The following is an 18917-nucleotide window of genomic DNA, read 5'->3' as shown; positions in this document are numbered from 1 at the left end:
CTCCTCGCGTTGCGGATCGTTATTGGAATAGTTCGTCTACCGACTGGCCGTCGCGGGTGGTCACGCCTTCCAGGAACGCCTCGATTCGCTTGGGATGCGCTTCGATCCATTGGCGGGCCACCACCTCCGGGTCCAGTTCTTTCTGGCTGAACTCGCTGATGAACTCGCTCTGTTGAGCGGCGGTGAAGACGAGTTGGTCGAGCAAGCGCATCAGATTGGGATTGGCCTCGCTGAACTCGCGCCTGACGATGGTGCGAACGTCGCTCTTGCCGTTATCGGGGCCGTAGACGGCCTGCGGGTCGTCGAGGATCACCATGTCGTATTTCGGCGCCATCCAGTGCGGTGTCCAGCCGTAGAAAACGATCCAGCGCTCGGCGCGGTAGGCGGCGTCGACCTCGCTAAGCATGCCGGGGGTCGAGGATGACTTGATTTCCCAGTCGCCGAGTCCATAGACGTCGTTTTCCATGGCCTCGCTGAGCGCCACGCTGACGGTCGAACCGCTCTCGATCGAGTAGATCTCGGCATCGAAGCGCTCGCGGTTTTCGGGATCGTCCAACTGCTTGGCGCTGGTGATGCCGGCGTCATGAACGTAACCGGGCACGGCGAAGCCCATGCGCGCGCCGGTGACGTTATTGCCCAGGTCGACGATGGCGTTGGCCTCCATGGCGGCGTCATAGCTTTGCCGTTGCGACGGCAGCCAGCCACCCAGGAAGACATCGCTATCGCCGGTCTGCAGGGTGTTGTAGCCGACGGTGCTGCTCATGCCCTGAGCGTTGGCCTCATAGCCGAGGCGTTCGATGATCTGGGAGACGATCTCGGTCTTGACCGTGATACCCGGCCACGGTGGGACGACGAAATCGACTTGTGTGGCGTCGTCAGTGGCTTGTGCCTGAGCGGCCAGTGGCAAGCAGGTCAGGCTGATAAGTAATAGCGGTATACGAATCTGCATTGAGTCTCCTCGTTAGGTCGGAGTGGCTGCGTTACGTGGCGACGGGCCAGTGGTCGGCATTCACCTCGATCAGTGTGGGAACGCGTGCCGCCTGCGAACCGGCCAGCGCGTCCGACAATTCCGCAGGGCAAGCGACGCGCACGCTACGGCAGCGGAAGGCGCCGGCCAGCGTGGCGAAATCGGGGGCGGGCAGGTCGACACCCAGGCGCGTCACCTCGTGCATGTCCATGTAGCGGCGAATCTCGCCGTAACCGTCGTTGTTCCAGATCACTACGGCCAGCGGCAGCCCGGCGTCGCTGGCCGTGGCCAGTTCGCTCAGCGTGAACATCAGCCCGCCATCGCCGACCACCGCGACGACGGGGCGCTCGGGGGTGGCCAGCGCCGCGCCGATAGCCGCCGGCAGGCCGTAGCCAAGGGTGCCGTAGCCGGTGGCGGCGTTGAACCAGCGGCGCGGCGCGGGCATATCGACCAGAAAGTTGCCGGCATACACCGGCCCGGTGGAGTCACCGACGATGGTCGCCTCGGGCAGCGCCTGGCGCAGCGTGTCGAGAAAGACCGCGTAAGGCGCGACATCCTCGGCGTCACGCAGGGCCAGCGCGGTGCGGGTATCGCGCACCTGTGCGGCGCCACCGCGATCGATCTGTGACGGCAGGCGTTCGAGCAGCCCGGCCATCACCGAGCCGACGTCGGCCAACATGGCCAGGTCGGCCGGCTGATTGCGCGCCAGTTGTTGCGGGTCGATATCGACGCGAATCAACCGACCCTCGAAACGCAGGCCGTCGTCGAAGACCAGGTCGTAGTCGGTCTCGCCGAGTTCGGTACCCAGCGCCAGCACCACGTCGGCCTCGGCGGCCAATTGTCGCGCGGCGGGCAGGCTGGCGGTAGCGCCGAGATTCAACGGGTGATCGAGGCCGAGCACGCCCTTGGCGTTGATGGTGGTCATCGCCGGCGCATCGAGGCGTTCGACCAGTGCACGCGCCGCATCGGGTGCATCGACGCAGCCCCCGCCAAGCAGCACCAGCGGTCGCCTGGCCTCGCCAAGCCAGGCGGCGGCGCGATCGAGCGCCTCGCCGGGCGCCGCCGGCGGGTACAGCGCCGGGATGCGAATCGGCGTGTCGGCGACCGGTTGGGTCATCACGTCCAGCGGTATCTCGATGTGCACCGGGCCGGGCCGGGCGCTGCGAAACACCGCGAAGGCCCGGGCGATGATCTCGGGCAATGCCTCGGCGCTATGCAGGGTGTGGCTGAATACGCTGACGCCACTCAGGGTGCGCTGCTGATCGGGCAGTTCATGCAGGCGGCCCTGGCCACGCCCCAGGGTATCGCGATGGTTGACGCTGGAGATCACCAGCATGGGGATCGAGTCGGCCAGCGCCTGGCCCATGGCGGTGGCGATGTTGGTCATGCCCGGCCCGGTGATGATGAAACAGGCCGCCGGCTTGCCGCTGGCACGGGCGTAACCGTCGGCCATGAAACCGGCGCCCTGCTCGTGGCGCGGGGTGACATGGCGCAGCGGGCTGGCGTCGAGGCCGCGATACAGCTCGATGGTATGCACGCCGGGAATGCCGAAGACGGTATCGATGCCGTAGGCGGCGAGCAGGTCGAGCAAACGCTGGGTACAGGAAATCACGAACGCTCCTTGTCGGGGGAACTGGCGCTCGCCACGCTGGGCATGGCATCGAGCGGCTGGCGCGCGAAGAGTCGCGCGACCATCGGCCGAAAGTGCTCGAGGGGCAGGGTGTCGTAATGCGGATCGAACGAGCGCTGGTCCCACTCGTCGCAGAAGCGCACGGTGCGCGCGTAGGCCGGATGATCGCGATAGCGATCGCGGGCATGCGGGTCGAGGCCGTAGAAATGACGATAGTGATAGCCCTGAAACAGCTCGTGATGGCGAATCATCCAGGCATTCAGCGGGTCGATGTAGGGTTCGAGAATCGCCGCCGCTATCTCGGCGTGATTGGCCGGCGCCAGGTCGTCGCCGATGTCGTGCAACAGCGCGCACACCACGGTTTCTTCGTCGGCATCGGCGCGCAGCGCACGGGTGGCGGTCTGCAGGCTGTGGGTATAACGATCGACCGGATAGCCGTGATGATCGCCGCGTATATTCAAGAGGTGGCTCAGAACGCGCTCGGCGACGCCGTTTTGATAGGTCTGGTAGTGTGCGTCGATCACCAGCCAATCTTCGGCGCGGCTATGATCGAAACGGGTAAAGGTGGCGCGATTCATGGGCTCGCTCATGTACAGGCCTCCGACTGGCTGGCTCGTTGTCTCAACACCAGGCGGCGGCTGGCCATGCTGTCGCGATCGACGTAACCCTGGCGCAGATGACGCACGCCGCCGTCCAGCGCAAAGGCGGTGCGGCCATGGAACAGCCGGTAATTGTCCATGATCAGCATGTCGCCGGGTTCGAGCTTGAGGTGCACGGTCAGCGCCTCGTCGGTGATCAACGCATAGAAGTGTCGGCGCGCACGGTAATAGCGCTCCAGCGTATCGGTATCGTAGGCGTCGATGCGTTCGGTACGATTGTTGTAGCGCACCCGATTGATGCGCCCGGCGCTATCGAGTTCGATCAGCGGCCCCTCGCTCTCCAGATGGGTGCTGTCGTCGACGTAGCGGAACTGCGAGGCGACTCGCGTCAGGCAATCGAAGGCGTCGGGGTTTTCCGCCTTGAGCCGTCGGGCGGCCATGAAACCGTCGACCAGCGTGCTATCGCCGCCCTCGGCGGCATTGCTCAGGCAGTGCAGCCAGATATAGCCGGGGATCGGGTCGCGGTAGGGGTTGTCGGTGTGCGGTTCCAGCCCGCGCTGGGTCATGGTCAGATCGTAGGCATGCGCCACCGATTTGACGTCGGCGATGCCGCCCCAGTTGGTCATGCGCAGCGGGCCGATGCGGTCGATCAACGCCTGCATACCGTCCTCTTCGATAGGCACGCCGCTGACCTTGACGAAGCCATGGCGGCGCAGCGACTCGAGCAGCGCCAGCAAGGCGTCGTCGTCATCGAGTGCGGCGCTGAAATCGGCGCGTGGCAACTCGCTCAGCGTGGCGTCCCAGAGGCTTAGATCGTCGCCTGCATCGGCACGTCCGAACAGGGCATCGAGTGCGAAAGCGGTGCGGTGCCCGTCGCTGAACGACAGCGTCAGCGTCTCCTGCTCGATAGCGGCGTGCTCGATGGTCAGGTCCAGCGGCAGTTCGGCGGCCTCGATCAGGCGTTGGCCGGTGAGCGCATCGAGGGTCTTCGTGTCGGGCGCGCGCTCACGCAGCCACAGGGCGGCGAAGTCCCGCTCGACGCCGCGAGCGCGTAAGGTCAGGCGGCGTCCGTCGGCGTTCAAGGCGATATCCGCTGGGGTGGGCATGGGATGTCATCTCCGCACGAAAAGATTCAGTATCAGGGCACGCAGGCTGGCAGATCGCAGGTCGCCGCCAGCGATGCTGCTACTTACCTTAGGACGCTAGTGTCTCGCTGATTTGATAAAAGTCGCTATATGTTTGACAATTTTAGCCATGGAAACGCCTCCCCATTCCGCTTGGCCCTATCCGCGTCCCGATCTGCCGCCGGTGCTTTCGCCCGCCGAGGCGGAACACACGATCAGTGTCTGGCTATTGCCCAAGTTCTCGATGCTGACGCTGTTTTGCCTGCTCGAGCCCTTGCGAGTGGCTAATCGTTTCGGCCGCGATCTGTTTGCCTGGCAACTGTTGTCGTCCAATGGCGAGGCGGTGGTGGCGAGTAATGGCGTGCGCATCGAGGTGGATGGCGCGCTCGACGCGGTGGTCAGCAACGACATGTTGATGGTGATTTCCTCCTACGAGGCGGAAGCCACCGTGACCGCGCATGATCGAGCGATATTGCGCCATGTGGCGGCGCATGGCGGCATGCTCGGCGGGTTGGATACGGCGCCGTTCATCCTGGCGCGGGCCGGCCTGCTGGAGCACCAACGGGTGGCGCTGCACTGGGAGAGCGTGCCGGCGTTTCGCGAGGAGTTCCCGCACATCGTGTTGAGTGCTGCGCGCTACGAGTTCGCCGACCGGCGCCTGACCGGTACCGGTGGCGCGGCGGGCATCGACATGATGCTGTCGTGGATCGAGCACGATTATGGCCCGGCGTTGGCCAACGCGGTGGGGCGCCAGCTTATCCATCAGCGCGCCTCGACCCGCGAGGACGAGGCGCCCGGCGCGGTGAGCGGCTACGAATTGGCGCATCTGCCGCGCATCGTGCTCAAGGCGCTGGCGATCATGGAGGCGCATCTCGGTCAGGTGCTGTCGATTCCCGAGCTATGCCAGCTGGTGGGCCAGTCGCAACGCCAGTTGACGCGCCAGTTCGTGACCCATTTCGGCGAGACGCCCAAGCAGTGCTATCTGGGCATGCGCCTGGACCAGGCGCGACGGATTCTCGCCGACAGTCGTTGTCGGGTGACCGAGGCGGCACTGGCCACCGGTTTCACGCATCTGGCGCATTTCTCGCGTGCCTATCAGGCGCGCTTTCAGGAGCGACCGAGCGTGACGGCCGGGCGCGGCACACGCTGAACCGCTTCACCCTGGGCAACACGATGGCGCCAAGCGTCAATAGCGCGGCGCATCGTGACAAATTCCAGGGCGTCAGGCTTTCGACAATGAGGGAACGTTTTTGACGGCTCACCGCCGTGAACGAACTCATTAGGAGAGCCATATGAATCGCGACGTCATCCTGACCTGCGCCGTCACCGGGGCCGGCGATACCGCCGACAAGCACCCCGACCTTCCCATCACGCCCCAACAGATCGCCGACAGCGCCATCGAGGCAGCGCGTGCCGGGGCGAGTATCGTGCACCTGCACGTGCGCGACCCCGAAACCGGTGGCATCAGCCACTCCACCGAGCATTTTCGCGAAGTCGTCTTGCGCATTCGCGATGCGGACGTCGATGCGGTGATCAACCTGACCGCCGGCGGCGGCGGCGACTGGACGCCGCACCCCGACGACCCGACCCGCGGCGGCGAAGGCACCGACATGCAGACGCCCGCCGAGCGCCACGCGCCGATTGGCGAGCTGCTGCCGGACATCTGCACGCTGGATTGCGGCAGCCTCAACTTCGGCGACATGATCTACCTCAACACCGCCGACTGGCTGCGCGAGCACGCCCGCCTGGTAAAAGAGGCCGGCGTCAAACCCGAACTCGAATGCTTCGACCTCGGTCACGTATGGTTTGCCCGGCAATTGATCGAAGAAGGGTTGATCGAGGGCGATCCGCTGTTCCAGTTGTGCCTGGGCATTCCCTGGGGCGCCGAAGCGGATACCGAGACGATGCTGGCGATGCGCAACAAGCTGCCCGCCAACGCCCAGTGGTCGGCCTTCGGCATCGGCCGCAGCCAGATGCCGATGGTCGCGCAATCGATCTTGCTGGGTGGCAACGTGCGCGTCGGCCTCGAAGACAACCTCTACCTTAGCAAGGGCGTCTTCGCCACCAACGCGCAACTGGTGGAGAAGGCCGCGACCATCGCCGAAAACCTCGGCGGTCGCGTTCTCACACCCGCCGAGACGCGGAAGAAACTCGATCTGCGCCAGCCCTGATACGGAGAGTAATAGAATGACAGTATTCGATAATGCCCCGGCGCGCGTCGCGGTGATCGGTACCGGCGTAATCGGTAACGGCTGGATCGTGCGCGCCCTGGCGGCTGGCTGCGAGGTGGTGGCCTTCGACCCCGCGCCGGGCGCCGAAGCGCGCAGCCGCGAGTTCGTCGCGCGCGCCTGGCCGTCGATGGCCAAGCTCGGGCTCGCCGCAACGGCGGACCCGGCGCGCCTGCGCTTCGCGCCTTCTGCCATCCAGGCCATCGAGGGCGCCGAGCTGATTCAGGAAAACGTCCCCGAGCGCCTCGACATCAAGCATCGGGTGCTGGCCGAGCTGGACGCGCACGCCGCCGACGAGGTGGTGATCGGCTCGTCGACCTCCGGCATCAAGCCCAGCGAACTGCAAGCGGCCTGTAAGCGCGCGCCGGGGCGGGTGATCGTGGCGCATCCGTTCAATCCGGTCTACCTGCTGCCGCTGGTCGAGCTGGTCGGCGGGCAGCACAGCGCGCCGACGCTGCTCGAGCGCGCGCGGAGTCTGTACGAAGGATTGGGCATGCGCCCGCTGGTGGTGCGTCGCGAAATCGAAGGGCATGTTGCCGACCGCTTGATGGAAGCGCTGTGGCGCGAGGCGCTGCACCTGGTCAACGATGGCGTCGCCACCACCGAGGAGGTCGATGCCGCGGTGGTGTATGGCGCCGGGCTGCGCTGGTCGCTGATGGGGACCTTCCTAACCTTCCACCTGGCAGGCGGCGACGCCGGAATGCGGCACATGCTTCACCAGTTCGGGCCCGCGCTGAAACTGCCCTGGACCAAGCTCGAAGCGCCGGAGCTGAGCGATGCGTTGATCGATCGCGTGGTCGAGGGCTGCGAGCACCAGGCGGCCGGGCGCAGTGTCGCCGAGCTGGAAACCCGGCGTGACGACTTCCTGGTCGAGCTACTGGCGCTGACACGGAAATACTGGCCGGAGGCCGAGGGCCTCGAGGGGCGCATCTGATGCGCCTTCTCGACACCCAAGTCGATGCGGCCTGGGTGGATTACAACGGCCACATGAACGATGCCGAGTACGCGCGGGTGTTCTCGCTTGCGGTGGATGAGTTGATGGTGCGCATCGGCCTCGATGCGGCGGGCCGCGAGCGCGAGGGCTATACGCTGTTCACCCTCGAGACTCATCTGTGCTATCGCCGCGAGGCACATGAAGGAGAGGCGTTAATGGTCGATCTCGCATTGCTTGACCGCGACGCCAAGCGCCTGCATGCGTTCTTTACGCTCTACAACGCCGAGCAGGAAGCGGTCGCCACCAGCGAGCAGATGTTGATGGGTATCGCCACCGCGAGCGGTCGGCCCGCGCCATTTCCGGATGCCGTAAGCCGCCAGCTCGATAGCTTTCCGGTAATCGATAGCGACGCCTGGCCCGAGGCCGCCGGGCGGCGTATCGGCATCACGCGGCGCTGACATTTTCTGGCCAGTGTCATGAGCAAGGGCTCGGCGATTTCTTCCGCCGAGCCCTTTTTTCATCATGGACACCTCTCCATGGCATCAACCGCTCGTTGGCGCGCGCTCGGCCGCGTCGACCCGCCGCTGACGCGCGGCACGCCACAGCATGCGCAGGCGTGAGCGGATCTCGTCGCGTTCCAGGTAGCAGCCTTGCAGCCAGCGGTGGCCGGAGTTGCCCTCGAAGGCGTCGCGGGCATGCAGCAGGCGGCGGTTGTCGAAGATCACCAGATCGCCCGGCCGGTAGGTGAAGCGCATCGCGAATTGCGGCTCGCGTAGCAGGCGTTGCAGTTGCATCAGCGCCGCATAGGCCGGCTCGATGTCGTCGAACGGCGCCATCAGGGGGCCGCGCAGGAAGTCGGCGACGCGCACCTCGAGCAGGCGGCCCTGATCGTCCAGCTTGATCATCGGGTCGAACCACACGTAGTCGGTGGTGCGCGCGGTATTGGCGTAGCACCACTTGACCCGGGTCAGGGTGGCGAAGGCGTCAGGATGGCGCTCGCGCAGCGTCTCGGCGATGGCGAAGCCGTCCATCATCACCGCCTGGCCGCCCTCGACGCTGTTTTCCAGGCAGTGCAGTAGCTGCAAGCCGGGCTGGTATTCCCGCGTCGGTAGGTCGACATGCGGCGGCAGGGCGATCGAGGTGTAGGCGTTGGAGTCGGGATTGGGCTTGGCCTTGACGTCGAACAGGGTGCCGAAGTTGGTGGCGCGCAGCGGGCCGATGCGCTCGGCGATGCGTGCCAGGGTGCCGGGCTCGGTGGGCAGGTTGCGCAGGCGCACCAGGCCATGGCCGAGTACCGCTTCCAGGGCGCGCTCCAGCAGGGCCTCGACCGCAGGGTCATCCTCCGCCTGGCGCATCCAGGCGCCGGCATCGAGACTCGTTGGCTCGGGCAGGGTTTCGCCGGTCCAGGTAGTGACCGGGACCAGCGGGGCGTCGGGTTGCGCGGTGTTGGAGTAGTCGTTGGCGCGCAGCCAGCCGGGGTGAAAGCGCAGGGTGCGGTCTTCCGGCGCGAAGGTGACGCAAAGCGCGCCCTGATCGTCGAGGCGAGCCGCGCTGATCGTCGGCCACGCCGCGAGCCGCGAAAGATCGAGAATGCGCTCGCGGGTATCAGGGTTGACGGTACTGGCATCGCCGGCGTTCTCGCGCAGCCAGACGCCGTGGTAACGGCTGACGCGCCCATCGCGCCAATGCAATTCGACGAGGTGTGGGTCGTGGTTGACCCGCTCGGGGGCGACCGTGACCGGCCAGGCATCGTAATCCGGGGTGGGGGGCAGCGAGGATAGTGACTCGGCGGTGTTCATGGCGGTGTCCTGATTTGAGCGTCGTTGGCTCAGGATGCCGGCTCGGAAAGGCAGCGATTGCACATAAGGCGACAACGGCTTGCCATCAGCCGCCGCTCAGCCGGGCGCTGCCGCAGGCTCTTCATGTATTGGCTGAGGGCTCTCGTCGATCTTTCCTCGGGCTTCTGCCATAGCGCTGCTTGTAGGCACGCGAGAAACTGGAAGCCGAGGTGAAACCGCTGGCCAAGCCGATGCCGAGAATATCGTGATCGGTTTCCATGAGTAGTTGGCGGGCCAGTGCCAGGCGCAGATGCAGGTAGTGGTCGCTGGGTCGCCGCCCCAGCTCCTGCTCAAAAAGGCGCTGCAACTGACGCAGCGAAATCCCGATGCGTCGGGCGATATCCGCGATGGGTAGTGGCGCCTCGAGATGACCTTCCATCAGCGCGACCGCTTCGATCAGGGCGTGCTTGTGGGTGCCCAGGCGCTGGGTCAATGCCATGCGCTGCTGGTCGTGGCGGGTGCGCATGCGCGCATGGATCAGCTGTTCCGAAACCGCCGTGGCGAGCGATTCGCCATGCCGACGGGCAATCAGGTCGAGTGCCATGTCCATCGCCGCCGCTCCCCCGGCACACGAGTAACAGCGCGGCCCGATCTCATACAGCGATTCGACCGCATCGATATGCGGAAAACGCTCGTGAAACGCCGGCAGGCTCTCCCAGTGCATGGTCACACGCTGGCCGGCGATCAGGCCGGCCCTGGCCAGAATGAAGCTGCCGGTATCGATCCCGCCGACCACACAATCATTGTGCTGAAGACGATTGAGCCATTTCAGCAGGCGCCGGGTCAGCGTGGTTTCGGGGTCGAAGCTGGCGCAGATCGCCACGCTGGGCAGCGCCGGGGCCGAGTCGATGGAGACGTCGGCGAGTAGCGTCATGGCGTTGCTGGCAGTCACCGGCTGGCCATCCTGGGTGATCACCCACCATTGGAAGAGCTCGCGTTCGGCGATGCGATTGGCGATCCGCAGAGGCTCCACCGCCGAAAAGAACGCCATCATCGAAAAGCGCGGTATCAGCAAAAATCCAATCGGTTCGGGGAGCAGGCCGGTATAGTCCAGACGCATGGTTTTCTCACAGCGGCAGTCGGCTTGAATCGCGTATCACAACATGGCGTGAACCAGAAAGCGAAGAGGCTGGATCGCCTACAATGGCATGCCGTTGCGCCGGCGTAGCTCGCGGATCAGGGCACTATGGTCCAGCTCGCCGTCGCCATGCACCACCAGATCCTCGAAAAGGCCGTTGACCAGGCTGGCGACCGGCAAGTCGAGCGATAGCTCCTTGGCCAATGACAGCGTCGTCTGGGTATCCTTCAATTGCCATTTGGCGGGTCCGCCAGGCTTGAAGTCGTTGGCGATCATGCGTGGGGCGTGGGCGCGCAATATCGTCGAGTCGGCGAAGCCTCCCAATAGGGCTTCTCGCACCTGGCTCGGGTCGGCGCCCCCGCGCTCGGCCAGCAGCATGGCTTCCGATACCGTGGCGATGGTGTTGGCGACGATCAATTGATTGACCAGCTTGGCGAGTTGCCCGGTGCCGGCCGGGCCTACCCGCACGGGGCGCCCCAATAGCCCGAGCAGGGCGCTCGTTTGCTCGAATACGCTGGGCTCGCCGCCGGCCATGATGGCGAGGCTGCCATCGATCGCGCCCTGCTCGCCGCCGGACACCGGCGCATCCAGGTAGCGAATGTGTTGGGCGGCTGCCGCTTCGGCCTGGCGCTTGGCGGTCGCGACGGGAATGGAACTCATCACCACCAGGATGCTGTCGCGCTTCATCGAAGCGAGGATACCCGTTGGCCCGAGAATCACCTCGTCGCAGACCGGGCCGGAGCTGAGCATGACGATGACCACGTCGGCGCCGTCGACGGCCTGCTTTGGCGTCTGCTTGGCCGCGACACCCAGCGATGCGAGAGCCTGGGCCTTGTCGGGCGTGCGGTTCCAGGCATGAACGCGATGCCCCGCCTGACAAAGGCGCCCGGCCATGGGCGCGCCCATGATGCCGGTGCCGAGAAAGCCGATCGTCTTGGGGTCGTTCATCGTAGCTCCTTCAGCGGTTTGTCAGGAGCCAAAGATACCATGAGGGAGAAACGGGACGGCGATGGAGTCATGCCTTTGGCATCTATCACTGCCGGTTAGGACCGGGAGTAACAGCGAGTGCATTGCTGGCGACGGTAGAAGGCATATCAATGATGTCTCGATGTGTCGGTCATGACCAACCACCACATCGAACTCAGGCCAGCCCCAGGTCGCCGACCTCCTTGGGGATGGTCTCCAGCAGCCACTCGCGGAATACGCGCACGCTGGTACGCCGCGAGGGCGCTTCGCTGCTCTCCAGCAGACTGAAACGTGCCTGGGTACGCAGCACGGTGGGCATGGGGCGCACCAGCAGGCCGCGCATCAGGTAGTCGTCGACCAGTTGGCTCCAGCCCAGCGCCACGCCCTGATCCATGACCGCCGCCTGGACCAGCATCGAATAGCTGTTGATGTTGAGGCGGCGGCGTGGCGTCGGCGCCTCGACGCCGACCTGGGCGAACCACTGCTTCCAGCTCAGCCAATCCTGGTCGGCCTCCTCGAGGGACAGCAACGTGCAGCGCGAGAGCACCTCGGGCGACTCCAGCGGGCCATGCTTCTCCACATAGGCCGGGCTGCACACCGGGAACACCTCTTCGTGGAACAACGTGTGGGCCAGCATGCCCGATGGCGGCGTACGGCAATAATAGAGAGCGATATCCCACTCGACGCGGGTCAGATCACGAAGCTGCTCGAGCGCGACGATGCGCAGTTCGATGTCCTCATGCTCGCGCTGGAATTTGGCGATCTTCGGCAGCAGCCATAGCGAGGCCATGGCGCTGGAAGTGGCGAGGGTGATCTGCTGGGAGCCCTTCCAGCTGCGCAGGTCGTCGGTGGCCAGCGCGATATCGCCCAATGCACCGCGGATGGACTGGACATACAGCTGGCCGGCCGCGGTCAGGCGGATGCTGCGGTTGGCGCGGGTGAACAGTGGCTTGCCCAGGTATTCCTCGAGGAGACGTACCTGCCGGCTGATAGCGCCCTGGGTCACGTGCAGTTCCTCGGCGGCCAGGGTAAAGCTCTGATGGCGTGCCGCGGCCTCGAAGGCGATCAGGCTATTGAGTGGCGGCAGGGGAGAGAGTTTCATCGTCAGCGCCAGGCGGTCGAATGCGATATCGGGACTGCCCATGCTACGGGTAAACGCCCTCGACGAACATCGGTGCGATGCGTGGCGGCAACCGCCGGCACCGGCCATGTCGTAATCCGCTGTATCGAAGACGTATCCGGGCAGGTCATCGCGGCGTTCGACACGGCACGCAGCCTCACTCCATGCCGTGCAGCGCCTTCCAGTTGCCCGGATAGAGAGCATAACCGAACAGCGCATGACCGCCGTAGACCAGTTCGGTACCCTCGGGAATCCACAGCATCTGCCCCGGCGTGACGCGGTGCGTCTCGCCGGCCGCAGTGACCCTGAGTTCGCCCTCGATGACGAAGATCACCTCGTCGTAGAGCAGCGTCCAGGCCACCTCGGCACCCTCCCAGCGGGCGAAGCCGGCACCCATGGTCTTGCTCAGCGAAGCATCCACGGTGCGGCCGATCTCGGCGTGACCGGGCGGGCCGCCGCGATGGGTGAAGGCGGTGTCGCAGTGGTCGAACTTGATGGCGCGAATCGACATATCAGTCATGGAGAGCGGTTTCCTTGGATAGGTTCGGGCAAGGAATCGCTGCATAAATCGTCGAGCGAAATGAAGCGCAAGGCGCACGGAACACAGAAGGCGAGACATAACATGGAGTTAGGCGACCTTCGACCGGGCTGGCGCACCAGTACCGTGCAACGCCGCGATTCGTTCGCGCAGGCATTTATGCAACGGTTCCTCAGAGTTCGCTGCGACTCGCCCAGGCCGCCTGCTTCATGCGTGCCTTGACCCCTAGGCTCAGGAACGGCTCCGGTGGGTTGCGCGCTGGCTTGCCGGAGACCGCCAGCATGTCGCTGAGCTGCGCGGAGTCCTGGCCGGTGGCCAGTTCGGCGAGCAGCTTGCCGGAGATGGTGCCCCGGGCCGCGCCGACGCTCTGGTGGACGCCGGACATCCAGGCATTGTCGCCGACCTTGCCGAAGAAGGCGGTGTAGTTGCGCGACAGGCCGCAGGCGCCGCCCCAGGTGGCCTCGAAGGGCACATGGGCGAGATCGGGATAGCGGGCCTCGAAGGAGTCGCGATGCCCCTGGCGAATCCGGTTTCGCTCGGCGAGATCGTCGTGGTAGCGCGGCACGAAGCGGTATTGGTTACGGATGATCAGCCGCCGGTCCGGGGTCAGCCGCACGGTGGTGCCGGCGTGATCGGCGGGGGTCAGGCCGAAGTGGTGCGGGGCCGCGGAGAACCGCGCCATCTCCTCAATGGTGAGCGCCCGGGTCATGCTGGCGAAGGTCATCACCGGCAGCATGCGATGCTTGAGGAAGCCGAATTCCTGGGAATAGATGTTCGAGCCCAGCAGCAGGTGGGTGGCGCGCACTTCGCCTTCCGAGGTCGTGGCGCACCATTGCCCGCCCGAGCGGGTCAGGCTGACCACCGGCGAGTGCTCGTAGAGTCCGGCATTGTCCGGCAGGGTCTCGCCGAGGCCGCGCACCAGGGCGGCGGGCTGCATCAGGGCGGTGTTGGCGGTGTAGATGGCCGCGGCGTAGTGACGGGTGCCGAGGATCGGCGCCAGCTCGTCGCGCTCCAGACGCCGATAGGGATAGTCGAAGTCGCGGAGCAGGGCCTCGTAGTGGTCGAGGTACTTGAGGCCCCGCTCACCGACCGCGCCCTGATACTTGCCCGCCAGCGACCAGCCGCAGTCGATGTCGTGGCGCTGGGTCAGGGTCTTGAGATCGCTCACCGCGGCGCGATTGAGCGATAGCAACTTCTGCTTGCGCGGCAGGTCGTCGCCCTCGAGATCACGCTTGTGGGGCAGGTCGATGACGAAGCCGGTGTTGCGCCCGGAGGCGCCCTGGCCCACACGCAGGGCCTCGAGCAGTACCACGCGCTCGCCGGGGCGCAGCTCGGCGACGCGCCTTGCCGCGGCCAGGCCGGTGAAGCCGGCGCCGATCACCAGCCAGTCGGCCGTCTCGCGGGTATTGAGGCGGCGCGCCGGGGCCGGCGCGTCGAGCAGCTGGTACCAGCCGTTGCAGTTGTCGTCACGGGGAAGCGTTGCTTGTGACATCCTGGACCTCCGTCGCGCCGGGGCGCGACGTCATCACCGGGCGGGCCGGCGGTTCGAAAGAAGGCGGCGCCCGGTGGACGCCGCGTGTGCGATTACGGCTGCGTGCCTCAGGCGGCCTGGGCCTGACCGCAGGCCTTCACCCAGTCGCTGCGCCGGGCCATGGCCGCCTCACCCACCAGGGCGAAGCCCAGCAGCCGGCCGATGGCGTCGTAGCCGCCGGCCTCGATGCCATCGGCGGTGGCGCTGACGCGCCAGCTCATCTCGGTTTCGGCCGGCGGCACCACCACGCAGACCGGCGCCGCCGGGGTCTTGACCATCACCGGCATCAGCGGGTAGCTGACCGGCGTCGGCGACCCCGAAAGCGTCGCCGCCAGGGCCCGCAGCCCGGCGTTGATCGGCGCCAGGTAGGGCAGCAACTGACCGTCGATCTCCACGGCGTCGCCCAGGGCGTAGACGTCCGGCAACGAGGTGGAGAGGAACTCATCCACCCGGATGCCGCGGCCGCAGTCGATGCCGGCCGCCTGGGCCAGGTCGACGTTGGGCACGAGGCCCACGGCACTGACCACCAGGTCGGCCTCGAGCGTGCTGCCATCGGTCAGGGTCAGCCGGTGGCCGTCCCCAGTGGCGGCCACGTTCGCCACCGAGCGTGACAGGTGCCAGCCCACGCCGAGCGTGGAGAGCGCCTCGCGCAGGGCCGCACTGCCCGCCTCGGGCAGCAGCCGCGGCAGCGGCCGGTCGGCCAGGCCCACCACCTCGACCGCGTGGCCGGCCTGGGCCAGGTCGTTGGCGAACTCGCAGCCGATCAGGCCGTCGCCGATGATCACCACCCGCGCCTCGCGGCCCAGGGCATCGAGACGCCGACGCATCTCGCTGTAGTCGCCGCGATCGTTGACCGAGAGCAGCGCGTCCGCCTCGCCTTCCACCGGGATGCGGATGGGCCGCGCACCGGTGGCCAGCACCAGCTGACCGTAGTCCAGTTCGCCAAGCCGGGTCGTGAGTCGCTTGGCCTCGGCGTCGATGCGCTCCACCGGGCAGAAGGCGTGCACGCGGATGTTTAGGCGCCGCTCGATGGCCAGCGCCGACTCGTCGAGCAGGGCCTCGGCGTCCTTGCCCAGGGCGAAGGCGTTGGACAGCGCCGGCTTGGCGTACAAGCCGCCGTCATCGGCGGTGACCACATGGATCTCGCGCTCGGCGTCGCGGGTGCGCAGCGCCTCGGCCAGGCCGTAGCCGGCATGGCCGCTGCCGATGATCACCAGCGGGCCGCTCGGCGCGACGGGCGCAATAGTCGCCGCCGGTGCCGCCACCGCATCCGCCAGGGGCGCGGCTGCCGCCGGGGTCTCGGCCGGAACGCCGGCCGCCGTCGGGGCGCCGACCGGGACGCCGGCCGCCGGAACGTCCTCGGTGATCTCGATCATCTCGAAATCCGCCTTGCCGACGCCGCAGTCGGGGCACAGCCAATCCTCCGGCACGTCTTCCCAGCGGGTGCCGGGGGCGATGCCGTCGCTGGGCCAGCCCTCGGCCTCGTCGTAGATGAGACCGCAGATGATGCACAGCCACTTCTTCATGAGGGCCTCCTTCACGCGCCCTTGATGCGCACGGCGATATTGCGGGTCTGGACGTAGCTGTAGAGCGCCTCCTGGCCCTTCTCGCGGCCGAAGCCGGAGAGGCCGACCCCGCCGAAGGGCGTCTCCACGCCGCCGGCGAACCACTCGTTGATGAACACCTGACCGCCGCGCAGGCGCCGCGCGGTGCGCAGGGCGCGATTCAGGTTGTCATCGAAGACGCCGGCCACCAGGCCGAAGGCGGTGCCGTTGGCCAGCTCGACGGCCTCGTCCTCGCTGTCGAAGGGGTGGATCACCAGCACCGGACCGAACACCTCCTCCTGGAAGAGCTCGCTGTCCACGGCGACATCGGTGAACAGCGTCGGCTGCATAAAGTAACCATTCACCCCGGCCACGCGTTCACCACCCGAGAGGCAGGTGGCCCCGGCCTCGATGGCCCGGCGACACATGGCCTCGACCTGTTCGAGCTGGGCCCGGGAGACCAACGGGGTCAGGTCCGGCTCGTCGACGCCGGGGCCGATGGACAGGCCCTCAGACAGCGCGCGGGCCCGCTCGACCACCTCGTCGAAGCGCGAGCGGTGGACCAGCAGGCGCGACAGCGCCGAGCAGACCTGGCCGGCGTTGAAGAAGATGCCGTTTCTGACGCTGTCGACGACCTGCTCGATATCCGCATCGGCGTGGATGATGGCCGCCGACTTGCCGCCCAGCTCCATGACGCTGGGGGTGGCGCGTTCGGCGGCGTCGCGCAGGATGCGCTGGCCGGTGGGCACCGAACCGGTGAAGACGATCTGGTTGGCCTCGACGTGCCTGACCAGGTGGGCGCCGATCACCGAGCCCTTGCCGCACAGCAGGTTGACCGCGCCCCTGGGCAGGCCGGCGCGTTCGCAGGCGGTCATCAGGAAGGTCATCGCCAGTGGCGAGATCTCCGGCGACTTGATCACCACGGCGTTGCCGGCGGCCAGCGCCGGGGCCAGGGAGCGCGCGCAGATCGACGGCGGGAAGTTCCACGGCACGATCTGTACCGACACGCCCATCGGCTCGTAGCTGGTGAAGTCGATGTAGTCGTCGCCCAGCGGGATCGAGGTGCCTTCGATCTTGTCGGCCATGCCGGCGTAGTACTCGAAGTAGCGCGCGGCCTCCTCGAACTCGCCGCGGGCGATGGACAGCGCCTTGCCGTTCTCGCGGCACAGCACCCGGGCGGCTTCGTCGGTCAGTGCGCGGATCTCCTCGGCGATGGCCAGCAGCCAGGTGACGCGCTGGGCCGGGCGTACCGCGCTCAGCGCGCCCGAGGCCACGCAGCGCCGGGCCGCGGCCATGGCCGCGTCGGCATCACCGATGCCGGCCTCGGCGATCTCGGCGTAGACCTCGCCGGTGGCCGGGTCGTCGACGGCGAGGTAGCTCTCGGCACCGACCCAGGTGCCGTCGATGTAATTGTCGTAGCGGTCGAGAGTGCTCATCAGGGGCTCCAGAGACGGGTATGTCAGGCGGCTTCGGCATCGCCGCGCACGCGGCGGGCCACCCACTGGTGGAAGAAGTGGGTCGGGTGGTCGAGCACCGGCGAGAAGACGCCGCCCTGGAAACCGGGCGACCGGCGGCCGCGCTGCATGCCTTCCACGGCGCCGATGTCCTCGCCGAACACCACCCGCCAGGACTCCAGGGTCGAGGTGCGCGAGGCGGCGTAGGCATCCTTGGTCGCTTCGTCGCCGACGTAGTAGACGCGCAGGTGCTCGATTGTCTGACCGGCCGAGACCGGCTCGAGCATCATGGCGAAGAAGTGGTCGGCCTGGACGCCCAGCAGCACATTGGGAAAGAAGGAGACGTACTCGGCATGCTCGAGCTTGTCCTGGGGCCAGGACGGGAACTTCGGTAGTTGGGTGCCGGCCACGTCGGACAGCCGATAGGCCAGGCTGCCCTGTCCGGAAAAATGCTCGCCGAACTGGATGTTGTAATGATCCTCGAGACGCGAATAGCTGTTCAGGCTGGGGTGTACCCAGGGCAGGTGGTAGCTCTCGCAATAGTTCTCGACCGCCAGCTTCCAGTTGCAGTTAACGGTGATTTCCAGGTTGCCGCCCATGTTGGCGCGGCGCAGCAGGCCGAAGCCGTCGGCGCCGATGAAGTCGCGCCAACGATTCTCGAGGGGCGCGACGTGCTCGCTGAACTCAGGGGCCCGGCCGTCCAGGTTGATGAACACCATGTCCATCCACACCGCGCTGCGCACCGGCTTGAGGCCATGTTTCTCGCACTTGAAGCCCTCGACCTTGTGCTGGCCGACGCCGCCGATATGCGGGGTGCCCTTGAGGTTGCCGTTGAGGTCGTAGGTCCAGGAGTGGTAAGGGCAGCGGATCACGCCTTGCACCTCGCCTTCCTCGGCGATTAGTTGCATGCCGCGGTGGCTGCAGACGTTGTGGAAGACCTGGGTCTCGCCGTCCTTGTTGCGCATCATCACCAGCGGCAGGCCCATGAAGTCGACCGGCTTGACGTAGCCGTTCTTGACCAGGTCACTGGCGAAGCCGATGCAGGCCCAGGTGCTGGCCATCAGGCGGTCGCGCTCGGCGGCGAAGAACGCGTCGCTGACGTAGGCCGAATTGGGCATGCCCGTCGCCTCGGCGATCGGGGCGAGCACGCTGTCGAGTTGCTGGGCGGGAATCAGGGGAAGTGTCATGTCGGTCATGCTGGCCTCTCACGGAAACGCTGGGTGACGCGTTGTTATTGCTGGCAATGGCCCGACCGGAGGGACGGGTTGTTGACGGCAATCTAGGCGTGCCGAGGTCTTGACCACAATCGATGATTTGGCATCAAATCATGAGTAAATCTCATGCATGAAAATTGAGCTCGCTTCAA

General features: G+C 66.4%; 17 protein-coding genes. 4 read left to right on the top strand and 13 right to left on the bottom strand.

The annotated features are described in order from the left end of the window. Window positions 1–19: 19 nt before the first annotated feature. Genes BLR92_RS09090 through tmpA form a run of 4 tightly spaced genes read right to left on the bottom strand, consistent with a single transcriptional unit; the run spans window position 20 to window position 4302 of the window. Window positions 20–949 (bottom strand): ABC transporter substrate-binding protein, encoded by a 930-nt coding sequence (locus tag BLR92_RS09090; RefSeq protein ID WP_089727731.1) that lies wholly within the window; start codon window positions 947–949, stop codon window positions 20–22. A gap of 31 nt (window positions 950–980) precedes the next feature. Further along, window positions 981–2576 (bottom strand): 5-guanidino-2-oxopentanoate decarboxylase, encoded by a 1596-nt coding sequence (locus BLR92_RS09085; protein ID WP_089728058.1) that lies wholly within the window; start codon window positions 2574–2576, stop codon window positions 981–983. After that, entirely contained in the window at window positions 2576–3175 is a 600-nt protein-coding gene (locus BLR92_RS09080) for an HD domain-containing protein (protein ID WP_089728056.1), read from the bottom strand. Before BLR92_RS09080 ends, BLR92_RS09085 begins: the two co-directional genes overlap by 1 nt. 8 nt (window positions 3176–3183) lie before the next feature. Continuing rightward, window positions 3184–4302 carry a 2-trimethylaminoethylphosphonate dioxygenase gene (gene tmpA / locus BLR92_RS09075; protein WP_089727729.1) on the bottom strand — a complete coding sequence of 373 codons (1119 nt, stop codon included), beginning with the start codon at window positions 4300–4302 and terminating at the stop codon, window positions 3184–3186. Window positions 4303–4450: 148 nt separating this feature from the next. On the opposite strand from tmpA, the gene BLR92_RS09070 reads away from it, so the two are divergent. From BLR92_RS09070 to BLR92_RS09055, 4 genes are all read left to right on the top strand, one after another. Beyond that, window positions 4451–5470, top strand: a complete 1020-nt coding sequence (locus BLR92_RS09070) for a GlxA family transcriptional regulator (protein ID WP_089727727.1) — start codon at window positions 4451–4453, stop codon at window positions 5468–5470. A gap of 142 nt (window positions 5471–5612) precedes the next feature. Further along, window positions 5613–6491, top strand: a complete 879-nt coding sequence (locus BLR92_RS09065) for a beta-keto acid cleavage family enzyme (protein ID WP_089727725.1) — start codon at window positions 5613–5615, stop codon at window positions 6489–6491. Between the two features lie 16 nt (window positions 6492–6507). Beyond that, window positions 6508–7482 carry an L-carnitine dehydrogenase gene (locus BLR92_RS09060; protein ID WP_089727724.1) on the top strand — a complete coding sequence of 325 codons (975 nt, stop codon included), beginning with the start codon at window positions 6508–6510 and terminating at the stop codon, window positions 7480–7482. Then, window positions 7482–7940, top strand: coding sequence for a thioesterase family protein (locus BLR92_RS09055; protein WP_089727722.1), 459 nt, complete (start codon window positions 7482–7484; stop codon window positions 7938–7940). Before BLR92_RS09060 ends, BLR92_RS09055 begins: the two co-directional genes overlap by 1 nt. A gap of 84 nt (window positions 7941–8024) precedes the next feature. Here the strand turns inward: BLR92_RS09055 and BLR92_RS09050 are convergent, their stop codons facing one another. The 9 genes from BLR92_RS09050 to BLR92_RS09010 form a co-directional block, all read right to left on the bottom strand. Continuing rightward, on the bottom strand, window positions 8025–9281 hold the full coding sequence (locus BLR92_RS09050; protein WP_089727720.1) for a TauD/TfdA family dioxygenase: 1257 nt from the start codon (window positions 9279–9281) through the stop codon (window positions 8025–8027). Between the two features lie 121 nt (window positions 9282–9402). Next, on the bottom strand, window positions 9403–10380 hold the full coding sequence (locus BLR92_RS09045) for a GlxA family transcriptional regulator (protein ID WP_089727718.1): 978 nt from the start codon (window positions 10378–10380) through the stop codon (window positions 9403–9405). A gap of 78 nt (window positions 10381–10458) precedes the next feature. Next, a complete protein-coding gene (locus BLR92_RS09040; protein WP_089727716.1) occupies window positions 10459–11346 on the bottom strand; it encodes an NAD(P)-dependent oxidoreductase in 888 nt (295 codons plus the stop codon). A gap of 193 nt (window positions 11347–11539) precedes the next feature. Beyond that, a complete protein-coding gene (locus tag BLR92_RS09035) occupies window positions 11540–12574 on the bottom strand; it encodes a LysR substrate-binding domain-containing protein (RefSeq protein WP_245704156.1) in 1035 nt (344 codons plus the stop codon). 67 nt (window positions 12575–12641) lie between these two features. Further along, entirely contained in the window at window positions 12642–13004 is a 363-nt protein-coding gene (locus BLR92_RS09030) for a cupin domain-containing protein (protein WP_089727713.1), read from the bottom strand. Between the two features lie 190 nt (window positions 13005–13194). Beyond that, the gene (locus BLR92_RS09025; protein ID WP_175488767.1) at window positions 13195–14514 is read right to left on the bottom strand and encodes an NAD(P)/FAD-dependent oxidoreductase; all 1320 of its coding nucleotides are present in this window, start codon (window positions 14512–14514) and stop codon (window positions 13195–13197) included. Window positions 14515–14621: 107 nt separating this feature from the next. Then, window positions 14622–16079, bottom strand: a complete 1458-nt coding sequence (locus tag BLR92_RS09020) for an FAD-dependent oxidoreductase (protein ID WP_089727712.1) — start codon at window positions 16077–16079, stop codon at window positions 14622–14624. 11 nt (window positions 16080–16090) lie between these two features. Beyond that, window positions 16091–17533 carry an aldehyde dehydrogenase family protein gene (locus tag BLR92_RS09015; protein WP_089727710.1) on the bottom strand — a complete coding sequence of 481 codons (1443 nt, stop codon included), beginning with the start codon at window positions 17531–17533 and terminating at the stop codon, window positions 16091–16093. A 23-nt stretch (window positions 17534–17556) separates the two neighbouring features. Beyond that, complete coding sequence (locus BLR92_RS09010; protein WP_089727709.1) at window positions 17557–18747, bottom strand: aromatic ring-hydroxylating oxygenase subunit alpha; 1191 nt, start codon at window positions 18745–18747, stop codon at window positions 17557–17559. Between the last annotated feature and the right edge of the window lie 170 nt (window positions 18748–18917).

Source organism: Modicisalibacter muralis (genome assembly GCF_900102945.1).
Lineage (GTDB): Bacteria > Pseudomonadota > Gammaproteobacteria > Pseudomonadales > Halomonadaceae > Modicisalibacter > Modicisalibacter muralis.
The sequence above is the reverse complement of the archived record's forward strand: the minus strand, read 5'-3'. Positions and strand labels throughout refer to the sequence as shown.

Bases quoted from the DNA above. Each gene is read 5' to 3' on its own strand.
- BLR92_RS09025 (WP_175488767.1), bottom strand. From the start codon at position 14,514: ATGTCACAAGCAACGCTTCCCCGTGACGACAACTGCAACGGCTGGTAC.
- BLR92_RS09065 (WP_089727725.1), top strand. From the start codon at position 5,613: ATGAATCGCGACGTCATCCTGACCTGCGCCGTCACCGGGGCCGGCGAT.
- BLR92_RS09030 (WP_089727713.1), bottom strand. From the start codon at position 13,004: ATGACTGATATGTCGATTCGCGCCATCAAGTTCGACCACTGCGACACC.
- BLR92_RS09060 (WP_089727724.1), top strand. From the start codon at position 6,508: ATGACAGTATTCGATAATGCCCCGGCGCGCGTCGCGGTGATCGGTACC.
- BLR92_RS09070 (WP_089727727.1), top strand. From the start codon at position 4,451: ATGGAAACGCCTCCCCATTCCGCTTGGCCCTATCCGCGTCCCGATCTG.
- BLR92_RS09015 (WP_089727710.1), bottom strand. From the start codon at position 17,533: ATGAGCACTCTCGACCGCTACGACAATTACATCGACGGCACCTGGGTC.
- BLR92_RS09010 (WP_089727709.1), bottom strand. From the start codon at position 18,747: ATGACCGACATGACACTTCCCCTGATTCCCGCCCAGCAACTCGACAGC.
- BLR92_RS09090 (WP_089727731.1), bottom strand. From the start codon at position 949: ATGCAGATTCGTATACCGCTATTACTTATCAGCCTGACCTGCTTGCCA.
- BLR92_RS09020 (WP_089727712.1), bottom strand. From the start codon at position 16,079: ATGAAGAAGTGGCTGTGCATCATCTGCGGTCTCATCTACGACGAGGCC.
- BLR92_RS09050 (WP_089727720.1), bottom strand. From the start codon at position 9,281: ATGAACACCGCCGAGTCACTATCCTCGCTGCCCCCCACCCCGGATTAC.
- BLR92_RS09045 (WP_089727718.1), bottom strand. From the start codon at position 10,380: ATGCGTCTGGACTATACCGGCCTGCTCCCCGAACCGATTGGATTTTTG.
- BLR92_RS09035 (WP_245704156.1), bottom strand. From the start codon at position 12,574: ATGGCCGGTGCCGGCGGTTGCCGCCACGCATCGCACCGATGTTCGTCG.
- BLR92_RS09080 (WP_089728056.1), bottom strand. From the start codon at position 3,175: ATGAATCGCGCCACCTTTACCCGTTTCGATCATAGCCGCGCCGAAGAT.
- BLR92_RS09055 (WP_089727722.1), top strand. From the start codon at position 7,482: ATGCGCCTTCTCGACACCCAAGTCGATGCGGCCTGGGTGGATTACAAC.
- BLR92_RS09040 (WP_089727716.1), bottom strand. From the start codon at position 11,346: ATGAACGACCCCAAGACGATCGGCTTTCTCGGCACCGGCATCATGGGC.
- tmpA (WP_089727729.1), bottom strand. From the start codon at position 4,302: ATGCCCACCCCAGCGGATATCGCCTTGAACGCCGACGGACGCCGCCTG.